Origin of the sequence: Comamonas sp. MYb396, assembly GCF_037479555.1 — a bacterium.
Classification (GTDB): domain Bacteria; phylum Pseudomonadota; class Gammaproteobacteria; order Burkholderiales; family Burkholderiaceae_C; genus Comamonas.
Genome location: NZ_JBBGYU010000008.1, coordinates 13272 through 31557, shown reverse-complemented (window position 1 = coordinate 31557; position 18286 = coordinate 13272). Strand labels below are relative to the sequence as shown.

19 protein-coding genes are annotated in these 18286 nt (G+C 64.1%); 15 read left to right on the top strand and 4 right to left on the bottom strand.

What is annotated here, in order from left to right:
- The first annotated feature begins 28 nt into the window (after positions 1–28).
- The 4 genes from ligA to WH265_RS17750 all read left to right on the top strand — a co-directional run bounded on the left by ligA (position 29) and on the right by WH265_RS17750 (position 3458).
- The gene (gene ligA / locus WH265_RS17765) at positions 29–466 is read left to right on the top strand and encodes a protocatechuate 4,5-dioxygenase subunit alpha (protein WP_339517872.1); all 438 of its coding nucleotides are present in this window, start codon (positions 29–31) and stop codon (positions 464–466) included.
- Between the two features lies 1 nt (position 467).
- The gene (locus tag WH265_RS17760) at positions 468–1337 is read left to right on the top strand and encodes a class III extradiol dioxygenase subunit beta (protein WP_339559125.1); all 870 of its coding nucleotides are present in this window, start codon (positions 468–470) and stop codon (positions 1335–1337) included.
- Between the two features lie 77 nt (positions 1338–1414).
- Entirely contained in the window at positions 1415–2371 is a 957-nt protein-coding gene (locus WH265_RS17755) for a Gfo/Idh/MocA family oxidoreductase (RefSeq protein WP_021027553.1), read from the top strand.
- Between the two features lie 70 nt (positions 2372–2441).
- Positions 2442–3458 (top strand): aldo/keto reductase, encoded by a 1017-nt coding sequence (locus WH265_RS17750; protein ID WP_339517874.1) that lies wholly within the window; start codon positions 2442–2444, stop codon positions 3456–3458.
- Positions 3459–3563: 105 nt separating this feature from the next.
- Here the strand turns inward: WH265_RS17750 and WH265_RS17745 are convergent, their stop codons facing one another.
- The 4 genes from WH265_RS17745 to WH265_RS17730 are packed head-to-tail and all read right to left on the bottom strand — an operon-like array spanning position 3564 to position 7186.
- A complete protein-coding gene (locus WH265_RS17745) occupies positions 3564–4277 on the bottom strand; it encodes an SDR family NAD(P)-dependent oxidoreductase (protein WP_339537561.1) in 714 nt (237 codons plus the stop codon).
- A 12-nt stretch (positions 4278–4289) separates the two neighbouring features.
- Positions 4290–5387, bottom strand: coding sequence for a 2,3-butanediol dehydrogenase (locus WH265_RS17740; RefSeq protein WP_339559313.1), 1098 nt, complete (start codon positions 5385–5387; stop codon positions 4290–4292).
- Positions 5387–6628 carry an MFS transporter gene (locus tag WH265_RS17735; RefSeq protein ID WP_339559124.1) on the bottom strand — a complete coding sequence of 414 codons (1242 nt, stop codon included), beginning with the start codon at positions 6626–6628 and terminating at the stop codon, positions 5387–5389. Before WH265_RS17735 ends, WH265_RS17740 begins: the two co-directional genes overlap by 1 nt.
- 24 nt (positions 6629–6652) lie before the next feature.
- Positions 6653–7186, bottom strand: a complete 534-nt coding sequence (locus WH265_RS17730; protein WP_116925217.1) for a 2,4'-dihydroxyacetophenone dioxygenase family protein — start codon at positions 7184–7186, stop codon at positions 6653–6655.
- 440 nt (positions 7187–7626) lie between these two features.
- Between WH265_RS17730 and WH265_RS17725 the strand changes: the two genes are divergently transcribed.
- From WH265_RS17725 to WH265_RS17675, 11 genes are all read left to right on the top strand, one after another.
- Positions 7627–8577 carry a LysR family transcriptional regulator gene (locus tag WH265_RS17725; RefSeq protein WP_021027546.1) on the top strand — a complete coding sequence of 317 codons (951 nt, stop codon included), beginning with the start codon at positions 7627–7629 and terminating at the stop codon, positions 8575–8577.
- A 181-nt stretch (positions 8578–8758) separates the two neighbouring features.
- Positions 8759–9538: a 5'/3'-nucleotidase SurE gene (gene surE, locus WH265_RS17720; RefSeq protein ID WP_021027545.1), complete on the top strand. Its 780-nt coding sequence runs from the start codon at positions 8759–8761 to the stop codon at positions 9536–9538.
- A complete protein-coding gene (locus WH265_RS17715) occupies positions 9535–10335 on the top strand; it encodes a protein-L-isoaspartate(D-aspartate) O-methyltransferase (RefSeq protein ID WP_445228550.1) in 801 nt (266 codons plus the stop codon). The genes surE and WH265_RS17715 overlap by 4 nt, the downstream gene beginning before the upstream one ends.
- A gap of 11 nt (positions 10336–10346) precedes the next feature.
- The gene (locus WH265_RS17710; RefSeq protein WP_312989167.1) at positions 10347–11192 is read left to right on the top strand and encodes a peptidoglycan DD-metalloendopeptidase family protein; all 846 of its coding nucleotides are present in this window, start codon (positions 10347–10349) and stop codon (positions 11190–11192) included.
- Entirely contained in the window at positions 11192–12259 is a 1068-nt protein-coding gene (locus tag WH265_RS17705; RefSeq protein WP_339517881.1) for an RluA family pseudouridine synthase, read from the top strand. Before WH265_RS17710 ends, WH265_RS17705 begins: the two co-directional genes overlap by 1 nt.
- Positions 12260–12457: 198 nt before the next feature.
- Complete coding sequence (scpB, locus tag WH265_RS17700) at positions 12458–13372, top strand: SMC-Scp complex subunit ScpB (RefSeq protein ID WP_339559123.1); 915 nt, start codon at positions 12458–12460, stop codon at positions 13370–13372.
- On the top strand, positions 13362–14825 hold the full coding sequence (locus WH265_RS17695; protein ID WP_445228549.1) for a pseudouridine synthase: 1464 nt from the start codon (positions 13362–13364) through the stop codon (positions 14823–14825). The genes scpB and WH265_RS17695 overlap by 11 nt, the downstream gene beginning before the upstream one ends.
- Before the next feature lie 79 nt (positions 14826–14904).
- A complete protein-coding gene (gene ndk, locus WH265_RS17690; protein ID WP_021027513.1) occupies positions 14905–15330 on the top strand; it encodes a nucleoside-diphosphate kinase in 426 nt (141 codons plus the stop codon).
- A 59-nt stretch (positions 15331–15389) separates the two neighbouring features.
- On the top strand, positions 15390–16511 hold the full coding sequence (gene rlmN, locus WH265_RS17685; protein ID WP_021027514.1) for a 23S rRNA (adenine(2503)-C(2))-methyltransferase RlmN: 1122 nt from the start codon (positions 15390–15392) through the stop codon (positions 16509–16511).
- Between the two features lie 76 nt (positions 16512–16587).
- Positions 16588–17370, top strand: coding sequence for a type IV pilus biogenesis/stability protein PilW (pilW, locus tag WH265_RS17680; RefSeq protein WP_339559121.1), 783 nt, complete (start codon positions 16588–16590; stop codon positions 17368–17370).
- Positions 17367–18284: a RodZ domain-containing protein gene (locus WH265_RS17675; protein WP_339517887.1), complete on the top strand. Its 918-nt coding sequence runs from the start codon at positions 17367–17369 to the stop codon at positions 18282–18284. The genes pilW and WH265_RS17675 overlap by 4 nt, the downstream gene beginning before the upstream one ends.
- The last annotated feature ends 2 nt before the right edge of the window (positions 18285–18286 follow it).

Genomic DNA, 18286 nt, shown 5'->3' with positions numbered 1-18286 from the left:
CCCTATAACAAACTTGGAAAGAAAAAATATGGCTTTAGAAAAACCCTATCTTGATGTGCCTGGCACCGTGGTGTTTGACGCCGACCAGTCACGCAAGGGCTATTGGCTCAACCAGTTTTGCATGTCCTTGATGCAAGCGGACAACCGCAGGCGCTTCAAAGCCGATGAGCGGGCCTACCTGGACGGCTGGGATATGACCGAGGAGCAAAAGCAGGCCGTGCTGGCCCGTGACCTGAACTGGTGCATACGCACCGGCGGCAATATCTATTTTCTCGCCAAGATCGGGGCCACCGATGGCAAGAGCTTTCAGCAGATGGCCGGCTCAATGACGGGCATGAGCGAGGAGGCTTACCGCGCGATGATGATCGCCGGTGGTCGCTCGGTGGACGGCTGCCGCTTTGTCAACGAGGCGGCAGCGGCGCCGGCGCAGCCCACCGGCGGCATCACCGGCAAGGGAGGGATCTGATATGGCCCGCATCAGCGCAGCGGTCTTCACCTCGCATGTGCCCGCCATTGGCGTGGCGATGGACCAGGGCCTGACCCAGCAGGCCTACTGGCAGCCGCTTTTCCAAGGCTATGAATATTCGCGCCGGTGGATGCGCGAGAACCCGCCCGATGTCATATTTCTGGTCTACAACGACCATGCAACGGCCTTCAGTCTGGACCTGATCCCCACCTTTGCCATCGGCACGGGCGCAGCCTACTCGCCAGCCGATGAAGGCTGGGGACCGCGGCCGGTGCCCCAGGTGGTCGGCCATCCTGAGCTGGCCTCGCATATCGCGCAGTCGGTGATCCAGCAGGACTTTGACCTGACCATCGTCAACAAGATGGAGGTGGACCATGGGCTCACCGTGCCCTTGTCCCTGATGTGCGGGGAGCAGCCCGCCGATGGCGGTGCCTGGCCTTGCCCGGTGATTCCGTTTGCCGTCAATGTGGTGCAGTACCCCGTCCCTTCAGGCCAGCGCTGCTTCAGCCTGGGCAATGCGATCCGCAAAGCGGTGGAGAGCTTTGACGCCGACCTCAATGTGCAGATCTGGGGCACCGGTGGCATGAGCCACCAGCTGCAAGGCGCGCGCGCGGGTTTGATCAACCAGGAATGGGACAACTGCTTCCTGGACCAGCTGATCCACAACCCCGCCAGTTTGGCCAAGGTGCCCCATATCGACTATGTGCGGGAGGCGGGCTCCGAGGGCATTGAGCTGGTCATGTGGCTGATTGCCCGTGGCGCGATGGCCGATGTGGCCGATCCCGCAAGGCGGCCCAGCGTCAAGCACCGCTTCTACCACGTGCCGGCCTCCAACACCGCCGTGGGTCACCTGATTTTGGAGAACGGTTGAGAGGCCGCCATGTTTCTGACTTTCGCTATCCATCGCCCGGCTGCCAGCCCGGGCACTCCCACACCCTGGAGGACACCATGACACTTCGCCCCCTCAACGTGGCGCTTGCAGGCGCAGGCGCCTTTGGTCTCAAACACCTGGAAGGTATTGCGCTGATCCCCGGTGTGCAGGTCGTCTCGCTGGTCGACCCCGATCTGTCCAAAGCCCGCCAGGTGGCCGAGCACCATGCCATTGGGCATGTGGCCACCAACTTGCAAGACAGCCTGGCGCGGCCGGACGTGGACGCGGTGATTCTGTGCACGCCCACGCAGCTGCATGCCAGCCAGGCGCGCCAGTGCTTGCTGGCAGGCAAGCACGTGCAGGTCGAGATTCCGCTGGCCGACCGGCTGGAGGACGCGCTGGCGCTGGCCGAGCTGCAAAAATCCAGTGGGCTGGTGGCGATGTGTGGCCATACCCGCCGCTTCAACCCCAGCCACCAATGGATCCAGCAAAAGGTGCAGGCGGGCAGCTTCCGGCTGCAGCAAATGGATGTGCAGACCCACTTTTTCCGCCGCAGCAATATGAACGCCTTGGGCCAGCCGCGCAGCTGGACCGACCATCTGCTCTGGCACCATGCGGCGCACACGGTCGATTTGTTCGCCCACCAGGCGGGCAGTCCCATCGTGCAATCCCATGCCGTGCAAGGGCCTGTGCACCCCGAGCTGGGTATTGCCATGGACATGGGCATCGTGCTCAAGGCGGCCAATGGCGCCCTGTGCACGCTGAGCCTGTCTTTCAACAACGATGGCCCATTGGGCACCTTCTTTCGCTATATCGGCGACACGGGCACCTATGTGGCCCGCTACGACGAGCTGCTCGATGGCCGGGGTGAGGCCATCGACGTCTCGCGGGTGGACGTGTCGATGAATGGTATCGAGCTGCAGGACCGCGAGTTTTTCGCCGCGATCCGCGAGGGCCGCCAGCCCCGCTCCAGCATCGCCCAGGTGTTGCCCTGCTACCAGGTTTTGCATGCTTTGGAGCAGCAGCTGCAGTAATATCGGCCCGACCAGTCGTGAACCGCCTGCACACGTTATCGCAGGCGGTTTTGGTTTTTCAGGAGAGATGATGAGCGAACGCCTTATTGGCCCCTTCCAGGTCGGCCCTGTCGCCCTGGGTTGCATGAACCTGAGCCATGCCTATGGCCACCCGGCCACGCAGGCGCAGGCCCAAGCGCTGCTGCATGCAGCGCTGGATGCAGGCGTCACCTTGTTTGATACTGCAGCACTCTATGGCTTTGGCGCCAATGAAGCGCTGGTCGGGCCGGTGCTCAAGCCGCACCGCCACCGCATCACCTTGGCGAGCAAGTGCGGTATGGCGGGTGTGCGCGGCGACGATGGCGTGATGCGCCGTGTGATTGATGGCCATCCCAAGACCTTGCGTCGCCATTGCGAAGACAGCCTGCAGCGGCTGGGCACCGATGTCATTGACCTGTACTACCTGCACCGCTGGGACCGGCGGGTGCCGATCGAAGAATCGGTGGGCGCGATGTCGCGTCTGGTGGAAGAGGGCAAGGTGCGGGCGCTGGGGCTGTCCGAGGTCGGGGCAGAGACGCTGCGGCGCGCCCATGCCACCCACCCGATTGCGGCCTTGCAAAGCGAGTATTCGCTGTGGTCACGCAATGCCGAGTTGGGAAGCTTGCAGGCCTGCCGCGAGCTGGGCATTGCCTATGTGGCCTTCAGCCCGATGGGCCGGGCTTTCCTGTCGGGCAAATTGCCTGCTGGCACCCAATGGGTGCCGGGCGATATCCGTGCGGGCATGCCCCGTTTTCAGCCCGAGGCCTATGCCAAGAACCTGCGGCTGCTGGCACCCATGCAGGCGATTGCCGAGCGCGCGGACTGCAGCCTGGCTGAGCTCGCCATTGCCTGGGTGCTGCACCAGGGCGAGCATGTGGTTGCGCTGCCCGGCACCACCGACATCGCCCATTTGCATGAAAATCTGCGCGGTGGCAGCGTGCGGCTGGATGCCGGTTTGCTGGCCGAGCTCGATGCCTTGTTTGCACCGCAGGCCATCGAGGGCGAGCGCTATGCACCAGCTTCGCAGCGCGAAGTGGATACCGAAAAGTTTGCCTTCGAGCAGGGCTGATGCCAGGCTGACAGGGCGCTTGGGGCGCTGTGCAGAACGGGGAGCGGATCTCGCTAACTCCCCGTTCTGCTGTCCTGGGCGGCCTGCCCAGCCCGCGCGGCGGCGCTAGACCGTCAGGTAGCCGCCATCGACGGGAATCACGGCGCCGTTGACAAACGATGCCGCTGGGGAGCACAGAAACCCGATCACCGCGGCCACCTCGGACGCATGGCCCCAGCGCTGCATGGGGGTGCGAGCAAGGATGCCTGCCGAGGCCTTGGGGTCGGCCATCAGGCCTTCGCTCAAGGGGGTGGCAATCCAGCCGGGAGCGACCGCATTGACACGCACGCCCTCATGCGCCCAGGTTTGGGCCAGCGAGCGCGTCAGCTGCACAATGCCGCCCTTGCTGGCGCTGTAGGCGGGGCGGTCCTTGCTGCCAAAGTAGCTGTACATCGAGGCCACATTGACGATGCAACCCTGGCGCTGCAGCAGATGCGGCGCAGCGGCCATCGAGGCCTGCATCACGGCGGTCAAATTGGTGTGCATCACCTGCAGGAAGGCCTCTGGCTGGTATTCCTGCGCATGGCGGCTGATGCCCGCTGCGTTGACCAGCGCATCAAGCCGGGGCAGTTCGGCGATCGTCTGGCTCAGCTTGGCGCTGTCACAGACATCGAGCTCCAGGCACTGGATGCGGGGATGGCGCGGCGCATGCAGGCCCTGCGCGTCCAGCCCCAGCGCCAGCACGGAGGCGCCGGCATGGGCAAAGTGCAGCGCGGCGCTCGCGCCAATGCCGGAGGTGCCTCCGGTGATGAGAATGACATTTTCTTCGATGGTGGACATTTTTGGTGGTTCCTATGGCCGGTGGTTGCAGCCCGCGCTCGGGCGTGTGCCTGGGCCCGGGCTGATGAGAATCTTGATCTGGGACCGGTCCTGCACCAGCGCTGCAAAGCCGTCGCGCACCGCCAGCTCCAGCGGCACGGTTTGGGTGATGATGCTGCTGGGGTCAAAGGCTCCGGCCGCGATGAGCCCGATCAATTCGGGGTACACATCGCGGTAACCGACGCTGGCCACCAGGCTCAGCTCGCGATTGACAGCGTCAAAGGCGTCCAGCCGCGCCTCGGACATCAGCCCCACCATCACCATGTTTCCGCCTTTGCGCAGCGCGCGCAATGCGCCTTCGAACGTGGCTTGCAGGCCGGCGGCTTCAAAGCTGGTGTCTACGCCCAGGCCCGCAGTGGCCGAGGCAATGGTGTGCCGCAACTCGCGCGGCGTGAGGCCCTTGGCATCGATGGCGTGGCTGGCGCCTGCCTGCGTGGCCATGTGCAGGCGCTCGGGTGATACATCCACCGCAATGATGGTGTGCGCTCCTTGCAGTTTGGCGAGCGTGACCAGCAGCAACCCGATGGGGCCCAGCCCGAAGATGGCGCAACTGGCGCCTGCAGCCAACTGGCTGCGGCGCAGCGCATGCAGCGCGACGGCGGCGGGCTCCAGCACAGCAGCCTGCTCCAGGGTCACCGCATCGGGCAGGCGATGGAGCATATAGCTGGGCACCACGGCAAACTCGGCCATGCCGCCGTCGCCCATCAGCCCGGCAAAACCCATATCGGCGCAGAGGTTGTAGGCGCCGCTGCGGCAGTAGGCGCAGTGGCTGCAGCGGTACTCGGGCTCCACCGCCACCCGGTTACCCACCTGTAGGCCGGTCACCTCGCTGCCCAGCTCGACCACCGTGCCACAGAACTCGTGGCCCAGCGTCAACGGCGCGCTGCGCCCCGACACGGCATGGGCGGTGCCGACCGGGATGGCATGGGGGCCTGATTCGTATTCGTGCAAGTCGCTGCCGCAGATGCCGCAGTACTGCACCGCAATCCGTACTTGCCGGGGGCCGGGGCGTGGGATGGGGATCTGCTCCAGGCGCAGATCCTGGGCGCCATGCCAGCGCAGCGCGCGCATCATGGCGCAGCTCCTGCAGCGGCACGGCGCTGCAGCACCAGCGGCGCCGTTTCCTTCAGGCCCAGCGCGAGCAGCCCGGCCACCAGTGCCCCGGCAGCCGCTATCCACATGGCAACGGGCAGGCCGAAGCGGTCGGCCGCCAGGCCCGCGGCGGTGGGGGCCACAAAGCCGCCCACCAGTTCGCCCGCGCCCATGATGAGGCCCAGCGCCCCCGTCAACACCCGGGGCGGCACGGTTTCAGCCGGGACCGTGGCCATGAAGAGGGTGAAACACCCCAGGCCGGTATAGGTGAAGAACACCACCGCCCCCAGGGCGATGGCCGAATCCCCATAGATCAGCGCGATGGGGCACAGCGCAGCAATCGGTGCAAAGATGGCCAGCGCTGGTTTGCGTCCGATCCGGTCGGAGATGGCAGGTACCGCAAAGCCCCAGAACACCCAGGCCGCTCCCAGGCAGCTCATCACCAAGCCCATGTCGCCCGGCGAAAACGCACGGTACTTGACGAGAAAGGTGGGCGCAAACGAGATGATGATGATGAACCAGGTGAGGAAAAAGCAGCTGATGAGCATGCACAGCAGCACATTGCGCTCGCGCAGCAGGGCCCAGCGGTTGATTGGCGCGGGCTTGGCGTCTGCGGCAGGGACTCCGCCCGGGTGTTCATGCACCCAGCGCCAGATGCACAGCGCGATCAGCATGCCGGGGATGACGGTGACATAAAAGGCCACGCGCCAGCCAAAATGCGTGGCCAGGCCAATGACCACCGGCGGCCCGATCATTGCGCCAATCAGGCCGGCCGACGAGCCCTGCAGCAAGCCCATGTTGAGGCCGCGCCGCGAGGGCGTGGAGCTCTGGATCATCAGGGACTGCGCAATGGGCAGCACCGGCCCTTCGGCCAGGCCCATCAGGGCGCGGAACACCAGCAGGCTGATGAAGCCCGCTACGAGCCCGGACAGGGCCGAGCAGATGGAAAAGCCCAGCACGGACACCACCAGCAAGGCCTTGCGCTTTGCGCGCGAATCGGACCAGGCGCCTGCGATCGCCCCGGAGACGGCCCAGGTCAGTGCCAGGGCCGAGGAGATCATGCCCAGCTGGGTCTGGCTTAGATCGAGCTCGTCTTGCATGAAGGGGAACAGGAAGGACAGCGCCAGGCGGTCAAAGAAGACAAAGCCGAATGTCAGAAAGAGGATCAGCAGCAGCCGGTTCTCATAGGTCCACAGCGCGCGGATGGAGGATGGTTTCATGGCGTTCTCCAGGCTCTGCATCCGTTAGCGGAAGAGCTTTTCGACGGCCTCGGCGCCCAGGCCCACCTTTTCGTAGTGGGCCTTGCACATGGCGATGTAGGAGTGCACATCAAAGTAGCCATCGGGCTTGCCTTGTTCATCCAGCCAGATCAGCGGCCCTTTGACGATGAAGAAGGCCCGCATCGGCTCGGGATGGTCGAAGGCCACCAGCGTGTGGCCTTCGCCGGGGGTCTCGTAGACAAAGTCACCCTTGGTCGCCGTCCAGTCGTGCTCCAGGTAGCCCCATTTGCCCGAGATGGTGTAGGCAAAGACTTCATGGGGGTGGTAGTGGCGATTGACCAGGCCCGCTTTCTTGGCCATCAGGATGTCGCACCACTTGTTTTGTGACGGCGAAATCCACAAGGGGCGGGAGAACACGGTGTCGGTGAACGGCACATACAGGCGCTCGTCTTCCGGCACCGCGTTGGGGGTGTAGACCTCGGGGAGCGCATCGGGCATGAAGGGGTTGGCAATGGGGCTGAGGTGTTGCCAGAACTCGGTGTTGGCTTTGTCGACCATGGTGAATCTCCTTGGGATTGAGGGAAGGGTTGGGGGCGCTGCCATGCAAGGCCTGAGGCGGCATGGAGCGGGAAGGAAGGGGATGCAGCCGATCGCCGCAGTGACGCTGCTGCTTGAGGGGCCCGATGCCCGGAAAGCGGGTGCAACCCTGGGTTACAAGGACCGCATACAGGCTGGCCTGAGTGACCGATGCGCGTCAGTTCGTGGGCGGCGTGGGGCTGGGCTCGCTTGCGACGCGCCTCGTGAACGCACGGTCTGCGCTGGCATCGATCCGCTTGGGCTTCATCCTTGGGTCTCCTGGCCTTCTGTGTTGTATGAAGAGTCCCATTCTGTGGAAGATGCCCCCAGAGTCCTAGGTGGCAGCGCAGCTAGCAGCTATAGCAAAATGGCATAATAATAGTTAAAAATTATTAATATTTCATAAATAAAATGGAATTCCTATGAATTTGCAGCAAATCGAAACCTTTGTCGCGGTGGCAGAAACCGGCAGCTTCAGCAAGGCGGCCCTGTTGTCGGACGCGGCGCAGCCGGCGCTGAGCCGGCAGGTGCGGGCACTGGAGGTGGAGCTGCGTGAGACCTTGCTGATCCGCACCGGGCGCGGTGTGACCTTGACGGAGGCCGGAAGGCGTTTGCTGGAGCACAGCCACACCATCTTGCAGCACGTGGCCCAGGCCAAGGAGGACCTGGGCTGTGAGCGCGATGAACCGGTGGGCCGCATCGTGGTGGGGCTGCCGCCCAGTCTGGCCAGGCGGCTGACGCTGCCGCTGATCCAAGCGTTCGGCAGCAAAATGCCCAAGGCCCGCGTGGCGATCGTCGAGGGCTTCTCCGTTCAGATGGCCGAATGGCTGGCCTCGGGGCGCATGGACCTGGGCCTGGTCTATTCGCCCGAACCCCATCCGCATATCGAGATCAGCCCGGTCCTGCAGGAGGGCCTGTGTCTGGTGGGGCCCGCCAGTACGCTGGGCGCCCGCCCCAGCATCGCATTCAAGGATCTGTCGGAGTTTCCGCTGATCATGCCGCAGTACGGCCAGATCTTTCGCAAGCTGATGGAGGCCCAGGCCAGGCTGTCGCAGGTCAAGCTCAATGTGGTCTGGGAGGTGTCGAGCGTGCCGGCCATCTTGGATTTGGTGCGCGGCGGTTACGGCTATGCGGCCTTGACACGCAGTGCGCTCGACGGGCATGCAGTGGGTGAGCGGCTGGTGGTCGCGCCCATCGAGTCGCCAGCGGTGATGATCAACCTGTGCCTGGCGCAGTCGGCCAAGCGAAAAGCCACGCCCTTGGTGCGTTGCACCGCGGCCGTGTTGCAGGCCCTGACCACCGAGGTCTGTGCGCAGGCCCGGCCCAGCGCGCCCGGCGAGGGCCCCGGCAGCGACAGCGGCATGTCATCGTAATTTTGTGTAGCAATGGGCCAGGTGCCTGGGGGCAGGGCGGCAGCGCTCCTTACAATGCCTGAGCCCTGTGCATAGGCCGCATTTCAGCGGGGTGGGGCGGCCTTGCCGGTCGCTTTGCTGCCACACTCCGCTCGGGTTCTGTGTTGGCACCTCTACAATGCAGTGCAACTGATTCAATGACATGAAGATACTGCTTTGTAACGATGATGGTTATCAGGCGCCCGGCATCGTGGCGTTGCATGATGCATTGCAGGCGGTCGCTGATGTCGAGGTGGTGGCACCAGAACACAACAACAGTGCCAAATCGAATGCGCTGACCTTGCATTCGCCGCTGTATGTGCAGCGCGCAGCCAATGGCTTTCGCTATGTCAATGGCACACCGGCCGACTGCGTACACATTGCGCTGACGGGGCTATTGGGTTATCGGCCCGATTTGGTCATCTCCGGCATCAATAACGGCGCCAATATGGGCGATGACACCATCTACTCCGGCACCGTGGGCGCGGCGATGGAGGGCTATCTGTTCGGTATCCCGGCGATGGCCTTCTCGCAGATCGACAAGGGCTGGGGCGAGCTGGAGTCGGCCGCCAAAAAGGCCTGCGAGCTGGTGCAGCAGTTTGAGGCGGCCAAGCTCGTGACCCTCAAGCCCTGGCTGCTCAATATCAATATTCCCAACCTGCCGTTTGACGAGATCAAGCCGCTCAAGCTCTGCCGTCTGGGGCGCCGGCATTCGGCCGAGAAGGTGATCACCCAGACCAGCCCCCGGGGCGAGACCATGTACTGGATCGGCAATGCCGGCCTCGCGCTCGATGATGCCGAAGGCACCGACTTCCATGCGGCGGCGTCCGGCCATATGGCGATCACGCCGCTCAAGGTCGATTTGACCGACCATGACAGCCTCGCTTACTGGGCGCAGACGGCGACCAGCCTGCGCAGCAAGGACCTGGAGGTGCCAGGGTGACCTTGCGCAAGCCAGGCTTTCCTGCCCGCGGGGCCATGCCTGTGAGCACCAAGCCACAGGCCAGCAGCGTGCATCGGCAATGGGCCCGGCTGCCTGCGGAGTTGTCGCCCGTACCGATGGCGGTGCGCGAGTCGCTGGGTCCGGAGAGCGTGGATTTCACCTCGGCGCGCTGGCGCATGGTGCAGCGCCTGGCCGCATCTGGCGTGGAGCACACGCGGGTGCTCAAAGTGATGAATTCCGTGCTGCGCCACCAGTTTGTTGACAGTGCACTGGCGGTTCAAGCCTATGAGGACACCAGTTTGCCTATAGGATTGGGGCAAACCATCTCCAAACCCAGTGTGGTGGCGCGGATGTGCGAGCTACTGCTGCAATCGCCTGCGGGGAAAATGGGCCTGGGCCGCATTTTGGAGATTGGCACGGGCTGCGGCTACCAGGCGGCGGTTCTGAGCCTGATGGCCAAGGAGGTGTATACCATTGAGCGGCTGCGTGCGTTGCATGAAAAGGCGCGGGTCAACCTGCGGCCTTTGCGGCTGGCCAATGTGCACCTGATCCTCGGTGATGGCATGCTGGGTTTTGAAAAGGGCGCGCCTTATGCCGGGATCATCGCCGCGGCCGGCGGGGATTCGGTCCCCCAGGCCTGGTGTGACCAACTGGCTGAAGGCGGCCGGCTCGTGGCCCCGGTGATGGGGCCGGGCCAACAACAGGTTTTGCTCGTCGTGGACCGCAGTGCTGGTGGATTTCAGCGCACGGTTCTGGAGCATGTTCATTTCGTACCCCTAAAATCGGGGCTTGGTTAAGAAGGATAGGTATGTTGGATTCACGTGGTGTTTTGACGTGGGGTGCCAGTGTGGTGGCAGCCATGGTGCTGGCAGGGTGCGGTAGTACATCGCTGAACCAGGCGCCCGTGGAAGATCGGGGCTCTTCGGCAGGCCGCACGCCGACGTCGACCACGGCCACGCCGCCGCGCATCGATCCGGCCACCCTGCCTGGCGCAGAAAACGCCGGCAAGCCCGGTTACTACACCGTCAAGCCCGGCGAGACCCTGATGCGCATTGCCGCAGACAATGGCCAGAACTGGCGCGACATTGCCCGCTGGAGCAATCTGGACAATCCCAATGTGATCGAAGTGGGCCAGGTGCTGCGCGTGGTGCCGCCGGTGACGACCACGGCCAGTGCGGCCCCGGCCGCCACGGCGCCTGCTGTGACCGGCGCCAACACGCCAGCGGCCACGCCAGCACCGGCCCCAGCGCCTGCTGCTGCGGCGTCTGCGCCGGCCGCAGCCGATGGCAACCTGGGCTTTATCTGGCCGTCGTCGGGCACGGTGATTGCGGGCTTTGACGATGCGCGCAACAAGGGCCTGGACATTGGTGGCAAGGCCGGTGACCCGGTCGTGGCAGCCGCTGACGGCCGTGTGATCTATTCGGGTGCCGGCCTGCGCGGCTACGGCAACCTGATCTTGATCAAGCACAACAACACCTACCTGACCGCCTACGCCCACAACCAGACCTTGCTGGTCAAGGACGACCAGGTGGTCAAGAAGGGCCAGAAGATTGCCGAGATGGGTAGCTCCGACGCCGACCGCGTGAAGCTGCACTTTGAGGTGCGCCGCCAGGGCAAGCCGGTCGATCCATCGCGCTACCTGCCTTCCCGCTGATGCCGGGCACTTCTTCGAAGCCGACATCGCCGCCCGCCGACGATGTCGGCTTTTCCCATTTGGACGATGCCCCATTGTCCTCGGCGGAAGGCGATGAAGAGTCGGCGGAGGTCGAGGCCCAGGCCTGGGAGAGCCGCACGGTCGTAGCTGGGGTGGACGAACACGGCATGCGCCTGGACAAGGCACTGGCGCAGTGGGTGCCCGAGTTCTCGCGCAGCTACCTGCAGGCCTTGCTGCTGCAAGGCGCGGTGCTGGTCAATGGCAAGTCGGGCCTCAAGCCCAGTGCCAAGGTCAAGGCCGGTGACCAGGCGGTGGTGGAGCTGCGTCCCACGCAGCAAAGCCAGGCCTTTTTGCCGCAGGACATTGCGCTCGATGTGGTCTACCAGGACGAGCACCTGCTCATCATCAACAAGCCCGCCGGCATGGTGGTGCACCCGGCACCGGGCAATTGGAGCGGCACCTTGCTCAATGCCTTGCTGGCCTACGACGCCAAGGCGGCCCAGCTGCCGCGCGCGGGCATCGTGCACCGGCTCGACAAGGACACCAGTGGCCTGATGGTGGTGGCGCGCGAGCGCCAGACCATGGATGCGCTGGTCAAGCTGATTGCCGCACGCGATGTGCGCCGCAACTACCTGGCGCTGGGCCACAAGCCCTGGCAGGGCGCGGCGCAGACCTCGGTCAGTCTGCCCATTGGCCGCGACCCGCGCAACCGCCTGCGCATGGCGGCGGTCGATCTGGCCCAGCACCCGGGCAAGCCGGCGCGTACCGATATCCGCCTGCTCGTCAATGGCGAGCAGGGCTGCGCGGTGTTTTGCAGCCTGCACACCGGGCGCACCCACCAGATCCGCGTGCACATGGCCTCGCTCCAGCACCCGCTGCTGGCCGATACGCTCTACGGCGGCACGCCAGCGGCCGGTATGGAGCGCCAGGCGCTGCATGCGCTGCGGCTGGCCTTCGTGCATCCGGTCACCGGGCAGAGCATGTCCTGGTTCGCGCTGCCGCCTGCCGATATCACCTCGGCGATGGAAAATTGGGATCTTCGGTATAATTTGGCCCAATTGGCCTAAGCGCTGCCCCTGCAGGTCTGGTTTTTGACCAGCGCAAACGTCTGGTTTGCGCACTGCAGCGGTTGCGCCCAGTGCCGGCGGCTATGGGCGCTTATGCCTGCGCCGTGATCTTGGCCATGCAAACGCGGCCCTCTTGATACGCATTCCTTTGTCTCAACACGCAGCCCGCGCGCTGGCGTGCCAACAGGGATTTATCGCATGCATACTTTGGAAGCAAAACGGGTGCTGGAGACTGCGCTGATCTGCGCGCCCCAGCCCATCACCGTGCGTGAGCTGCGGGGATTGTTTGCCGATGATTTGGGAACGGACACGCTCAAGGTGCTGCTGCAGGAGCTGCAGCTCGACTGGTCACACCGTGGTGTGGAGCTGGTGCAGGTGGCCTCGGGCTGGCGCTTTCAGAGCCGGCCGGAGATGCGCGAGTACCTCGATCGCCTGCACCCGGAAAAGCCCCCCAAGTACTCGCGTGCGACCTTGGAGACCCTGGCCATCATTGCCTACCGGCAGCCGGTGACCCGTGGCGATATCGAAGATATCCGGGGCGTCACCGTCAACAGCTTGATCATCAAGCAGTTGGAGGACCGGGGCTGGGTGGAGGTGATTGGCTACCGGGAGACCATCGGGCGGCCTGCGCTGCTGGCGACCACCCGGCAGTTTCTGGATGACCTGGGTCTGCAGTCGCTGGACCAGCTGCCCGAGTTGGATGGCAGCAACCAGCCGCAGACCATGTTTGACAGCCTGCCGCTGGAAGCTGCGCCGGACGAGGCAGCGCCGCAGGATGCCGGGCCGCCGGATGCCGAGGCTTTTGAGTTGGTGGGCGAGTCGATGCCGATGGCAGCGCCCGCTGGCGATGTGGATGTGTTGGAGAGTTTGCAAGATTTGCAGGACGCGCAGGATTTACAAGACGCGCAGGATGTGCAGACCTCACCGCTAGGTGAGGCTGCTGACGATGAAGATGCTGCCGCCAATCTGGCGGCTGAGGCCCAGGCGGCCAGTGGCGAGGCAGATGCCCCCGCCGCAGCGGCCACACCAAGAGATACGGATCCTCTGGACCGTGTTGACGATGCACATAATTCCGCACCAGGCGGGGTAGAAAAGCAAAAAGATGATGAGTGATACCAGCGATATGAATGCGCCCCAGGACGGAGATAAGGCCTTGCAAGAAGGTGCTGCCCCGTCAGAAAAGCGCCGTGCGCCGCGCAAGCGTGCCGTGCCCGCGCAAGCGGCAGCGGCCGACGAATCCCAGGCGGCGGGCGCCGACGCCGGCGAGGCTGATGGCGATGCTGCTGCCCAGTCTGCCGCCGAGCCGCGTGCGCGCCGTGATGGCGAGCCGCGCGTGAGCCGTTACCCAGCCCGTGCCCGCCGTTTCCGCGAGCGTGATGGACAGCCGCGTGATGCACAGGGCGCAGAAGGCGATGCGCCACCGGCCCGTGGCCGTGGTCCTGCGGGCCGCCCGCAGCGCGATGCCGAATCGGAAGGCTATGCCTTTGAAGATGTGGTGGCCGGCGCGCTGGAAGCGGCGGAAGACTCGGACACCCCCGCGCCGGTCAAGCGCGTGCTGCAGCCCCATGTGGAAGCGCCCAAGCTGCACAAGCTGCTGGCCCAGGCCGGCATGGGTTCGCGCCTGGAGATGGAGCGCCTGATTCTGGAAGGCCGCATCTCGGTCAACAACGAGCCGGCACACGTCGGTCAGCGCATTTTGCACAGCGACAAGATCCGTGTGAATGGCAAGCTGATCACCTTCCGCATCGAGCAGCCGCCAGCGCGGGTGCTCGCCTACCACAAGCCGGTGGGCGAGGTGGTGACGCATGACGATCCGCAAAACCGCCCCACGGTGTTCCGCAAGCTGCCGCGCGTCTCGCACGGCAAGTGGCAGTCCATTGGCCGTCTCGATCTGAACACCGAAGGTCTGCTGCTGTTCACCAACTCGGGTGAATTGGCCAACAACCTGATGCACCCGCGCTTTGGCCTCGAGCGCGAGTACGCGGTGCGCGTGCTGGGCGCATTGACTAATGAAGAAAAGGCCTTGTTGCTTGCGGGCGTGAACCTGGAAGACGGCGTGGCGAGCTTTGGCTCCATCGACGACGGCGGTGGCGAAGGCGCCAACTGCTGGTACCGGGTCACCATCTCCGAAGGCCGCAACCGCGAAGTGCGCCGCATGTTCGAGTCGGTGGGTCACGCGGTCAGCCGCCTGATCCGTATCCGCTACGGCGCGATGGTGCTGCCGCGCGGCCTGCGCCGGGGCTCCTGGGTCGAGCTCGACCAGCGTGACATCCAGGCGCTGACCGTGGCTGCCGGTGGCGTGGCTGAGCGCAAACCCCGTGAGCAGAATTCGGCTGGCCGGGGCGGCCGCAGTGACAACCGTCCCCAGCACAATGGCCCGCGCCCATCGGTGGGCCCGGCCAAGAACACCCGGGGTGGCGGCTTGCGCAAGGCGCCCGAGAAGCGCAGTACCCAACCCGATCCGATGAAGACCTCGCTGGGCTACATCGGTCACGACAGCCTGACGCGTCAGCGCCAGGGCCAACGCAAGAGCGGTGGCGGATTCAAGCGCGGTGGAAGGTCGTAGTCACGCCGCTGACTTCCAGGACACCGTACAATCAAAGGTTTGCTTTTAGAGCAAAAAATCCATCAACAGGAAATTTATTATGGCAATCGAACGTACCCTCTCGATCATCAAGCCCGATGCAGTGGCTAAGAATGTTATCGGTCAAATCTACGCCCGCTTTGAAGCTGCTGGCCTGAAGATCGTGGCCGCCAAGCTGGTGCAACTGTCGCGTCAAGACGCTGAGCAGTTCTACGCTGTGCACGCTGCCCGTCCTTTCTTCAAGGATCTGGTGGACTTCATGATCTCCGGTCCTGTGATGATCCAGGCTCTGGAAGGCGAAAACGCCATCCTGAAGAACCGTGAGCTGATGGGCGCTACCGACCCTAAGAAGGCTGACAAGGGCACGATCCGCGCTGACTTCGCTGACAGCATCGACGCCAACGCCGTGCACGGCTCTGACGCCGCTGAGACCGCCGCTGTGGAAGTGGCGTTCTTCTTCCCCGGCATGAACGTCTATTCCCGTTAATTGACATGTGCGCGGCCGCAAGGCCGCGTGGCATAGGTAAGTGGCCCGAGCGTATATCCATGACCACCAATTTGCTTGATTTTGATTTGGCTGGTTTGACCGCCTTTTGCGAAGGGCTGGGAGAGAAGCGCTTCCGGGCCACGCAGCTTTTTCGCTGGATCCACCAGCGCGGTGCAGCCGATTTCGACCAGATGACCGATCTGGCCAAGTCCCTGCGCGAAAAACTCAAGGGCACGGCCCATGTCACGGCGCTGCCCGTGATCACCGAGCATGTGTCTGCCGACGGAACGGTCAAGTGGCTGTTCGACGTGGGTGATGGCAATGCCGTCGAATCCGTATTCATTCCCGAAGATGACCGTGGCACCTTGTGCGTCTCTTCGCAGGCCGGTTGCGCGGTGGGATGCCGCTTTTGCTCGACAGGGCACCAGGGCTTCAGCCGCAACCTGACCACCGGCGAAATCATGGCGCAGCTGTGGTTTGCCGAACACGCGCTGCGCAAGCGCCTGGGGCGCGATGAGCGCATCATCTCCAACGTGGTGATGATGGGCATGGGCGAGCCTCTGCAAAATTACACGGCCCTGGTGCCTGCGCTGCGCACCATGCTCGATGACCATGGCTATGGTCTGTCGCGCCGCCGCGTCACCGTCTCCACCTCGGGCGTCGTGCCGATGATGGACCGCCTGGCGCAGGATTGCGCGGTGGCGCTGGCCGTGTCGCTGCACGCCCCCAACGATCCGCTGCGCAATGGCCTGGTGCCGCTGAACAAGAAATACCCGCTTGACGAGCTGATGCAGTCCTGCCGCCGCTACCTGGAGTTTGCGCCGCGTGACTTCATCACCTTTGAGTACTGCATGCTCGACGGCGTCAACGACCAACCCGAGCATGCCCAGCAATTGATAGCACTGGTGCGAGAGTATGCGGGCAACGGCGGGGCATGGTGCAAATTCAATTTGATTCCATTCAACCCTTTTCCAGCCTCGGGTCTGTTACGATCACCTGCCAGTCGGGTGACGGAATTTGCCAAGATGCTCTCGGACGCGGGCGTTGTGACCACCGTGCGCAAGACCCGGGGTGACGACATCGATGCGGCCTGCGGCCAGCTCGCTGGCGATGTGAAAGACCGTACCAAAGCGGCAGAACGCATGGCCAAGAACCGGGTCATACCGCTGGCGCAAGTCTAGAAATAGTCCAAACAGTTTGAGGAGGGTGTGCATGCAAGAGGCTGTGACAATAGGGCAACCGAGGGTACATCGCCTCATGGCTGCCGCCTTGCTGGGTTTGGCCCTGGTAGGCGGTTTGTCGGGCTGTGGTACCAGCAGCAGTACGGCCCGTGAGGATGCCGCCTATGTCACCCAATCCGATGAGACCGAAATCCATCGGCGCGCGCGCATCCGCCTTGAGCTGGCTGCCAACTATTTCCAGTCCGGCAAGACCACGATTGCGCTCGACGAGATCAAGCAGGTGCTGGCGCTCGATCCCAACAGCGGCGATGCCTACAACATGCGTGGCCTCATCTATATGCAGCTGGGCGAGCCCGATATTGCCGCTGAGAGCTTCAGCAAGGCCCAGTCGCTCAAGCCCACCGATGGCGACATCATGCACAACCACGGCTGGCTGCTCTGCCAGGAGAAAAAATACGAGGCCGCGGACCGCTATTTCAACCAGGCCCTGGTGCAGCGCCAGTATTTTCAGCAAGCCAAGACCTTGATGGCCCAGGGTCTGTGCCACGAAGCGGCGGGCAAGCCTGCCGAGGCCGAGGCCAGCTTGCTCAAGGCCTATGAATACGACGCGGGCAACCCCATCGTCAGCTTCAACCTCGCCAAGCTGCTGAACCAGCGCGGCGACGCGCGCCGTGCGCAGTTCTATATCCGGCGGCTGAACAACGGTGAGCTGGCCAATGCCGGGTCGTTGTTCCTTGGTATCCAAATTGAAAAAGCCCTGGGCGACGGAGCGAGCGCACGTGCGCTTGCTGCCCAATTGCAAAAGCGTTTCCCCGACTCCAAAGAGGCGGCACGTATCGCTGGTGGAGGCGTGCTGTGATTGAGTCTGATATCCAAGAAGCAACGAACGCCAACAACGCAGCCTCGGGTGCCCCCCTGAGCGCTGGCGAGATGCTGCGCCAGGCGCGCGAGGAGCTGGGCTACCACCTGCCGGCCGTAGCCGCGCACCTGAAGGTGTCGGTGCACAAGCTCGAAGCGCTGGAAGCGGGCAACTGGAGTGCGTTCCCGGATGTGGTCTTTGTGCGTGCGCTGGCCTCGGCCGTGTGCCGTGTGCTCAAGATCGACCCGGCGCCGGTGCTTGCCCAACTGCCCAAGCCGCCAGGCAAGGACCTGAGCCCGGGCGTGGAGAGCGTCAAGACCCGCGTGGCCGTGGGCCCGGCGCAGAGCAAGAAAAACGATTTCCCCAGCAGCAAGCCCTTTCCCTGGATGGGCGTGGTCGTGCTCCTGATCGTGGCGACCGTCGGCGTGCTGTTTTATCCGCAGCTGGCGGACTACTGGAAGAGCCAGACCGCCGCGTCTGCGCCGGCGCCGGCGCGCTCGAACAATGTCGCCGGTGTGGCTGACCAGTCCGAGCCGGTAGCGCTGGGCGGCAGCTCGACCGATCCGGTGCCCGAGGCGCCGGCCAATGGCGCGGCTGACGCCGGTGGCAGCGCTGCGCTGGCTGGTCAGTCCAGCCCCGCCGCTGCTGCTCCGGTGGTGGCTGCCCCTGCTGAAGGCGCGCCGTTGCTGCATTTCAAGGCCAGCCAGGACAGCTGGGTGCAGGTCAAGGAAGCCAGTGGCAAGGTGGTGTTTGAGAAGACCATCCGCGCTGGCACCAGTGAAGATATCGCGGCCACGCCGCCGCTCAAGCTCATCGTGGGCAATGCTGTGGGCGTGGAGATGCAGCTGCGCGGGTCGGCTTTTGATCTGAAAAAAGTGACCAAGGGCAGCACCGCCCGTTTTGAGGTGAATTAAGT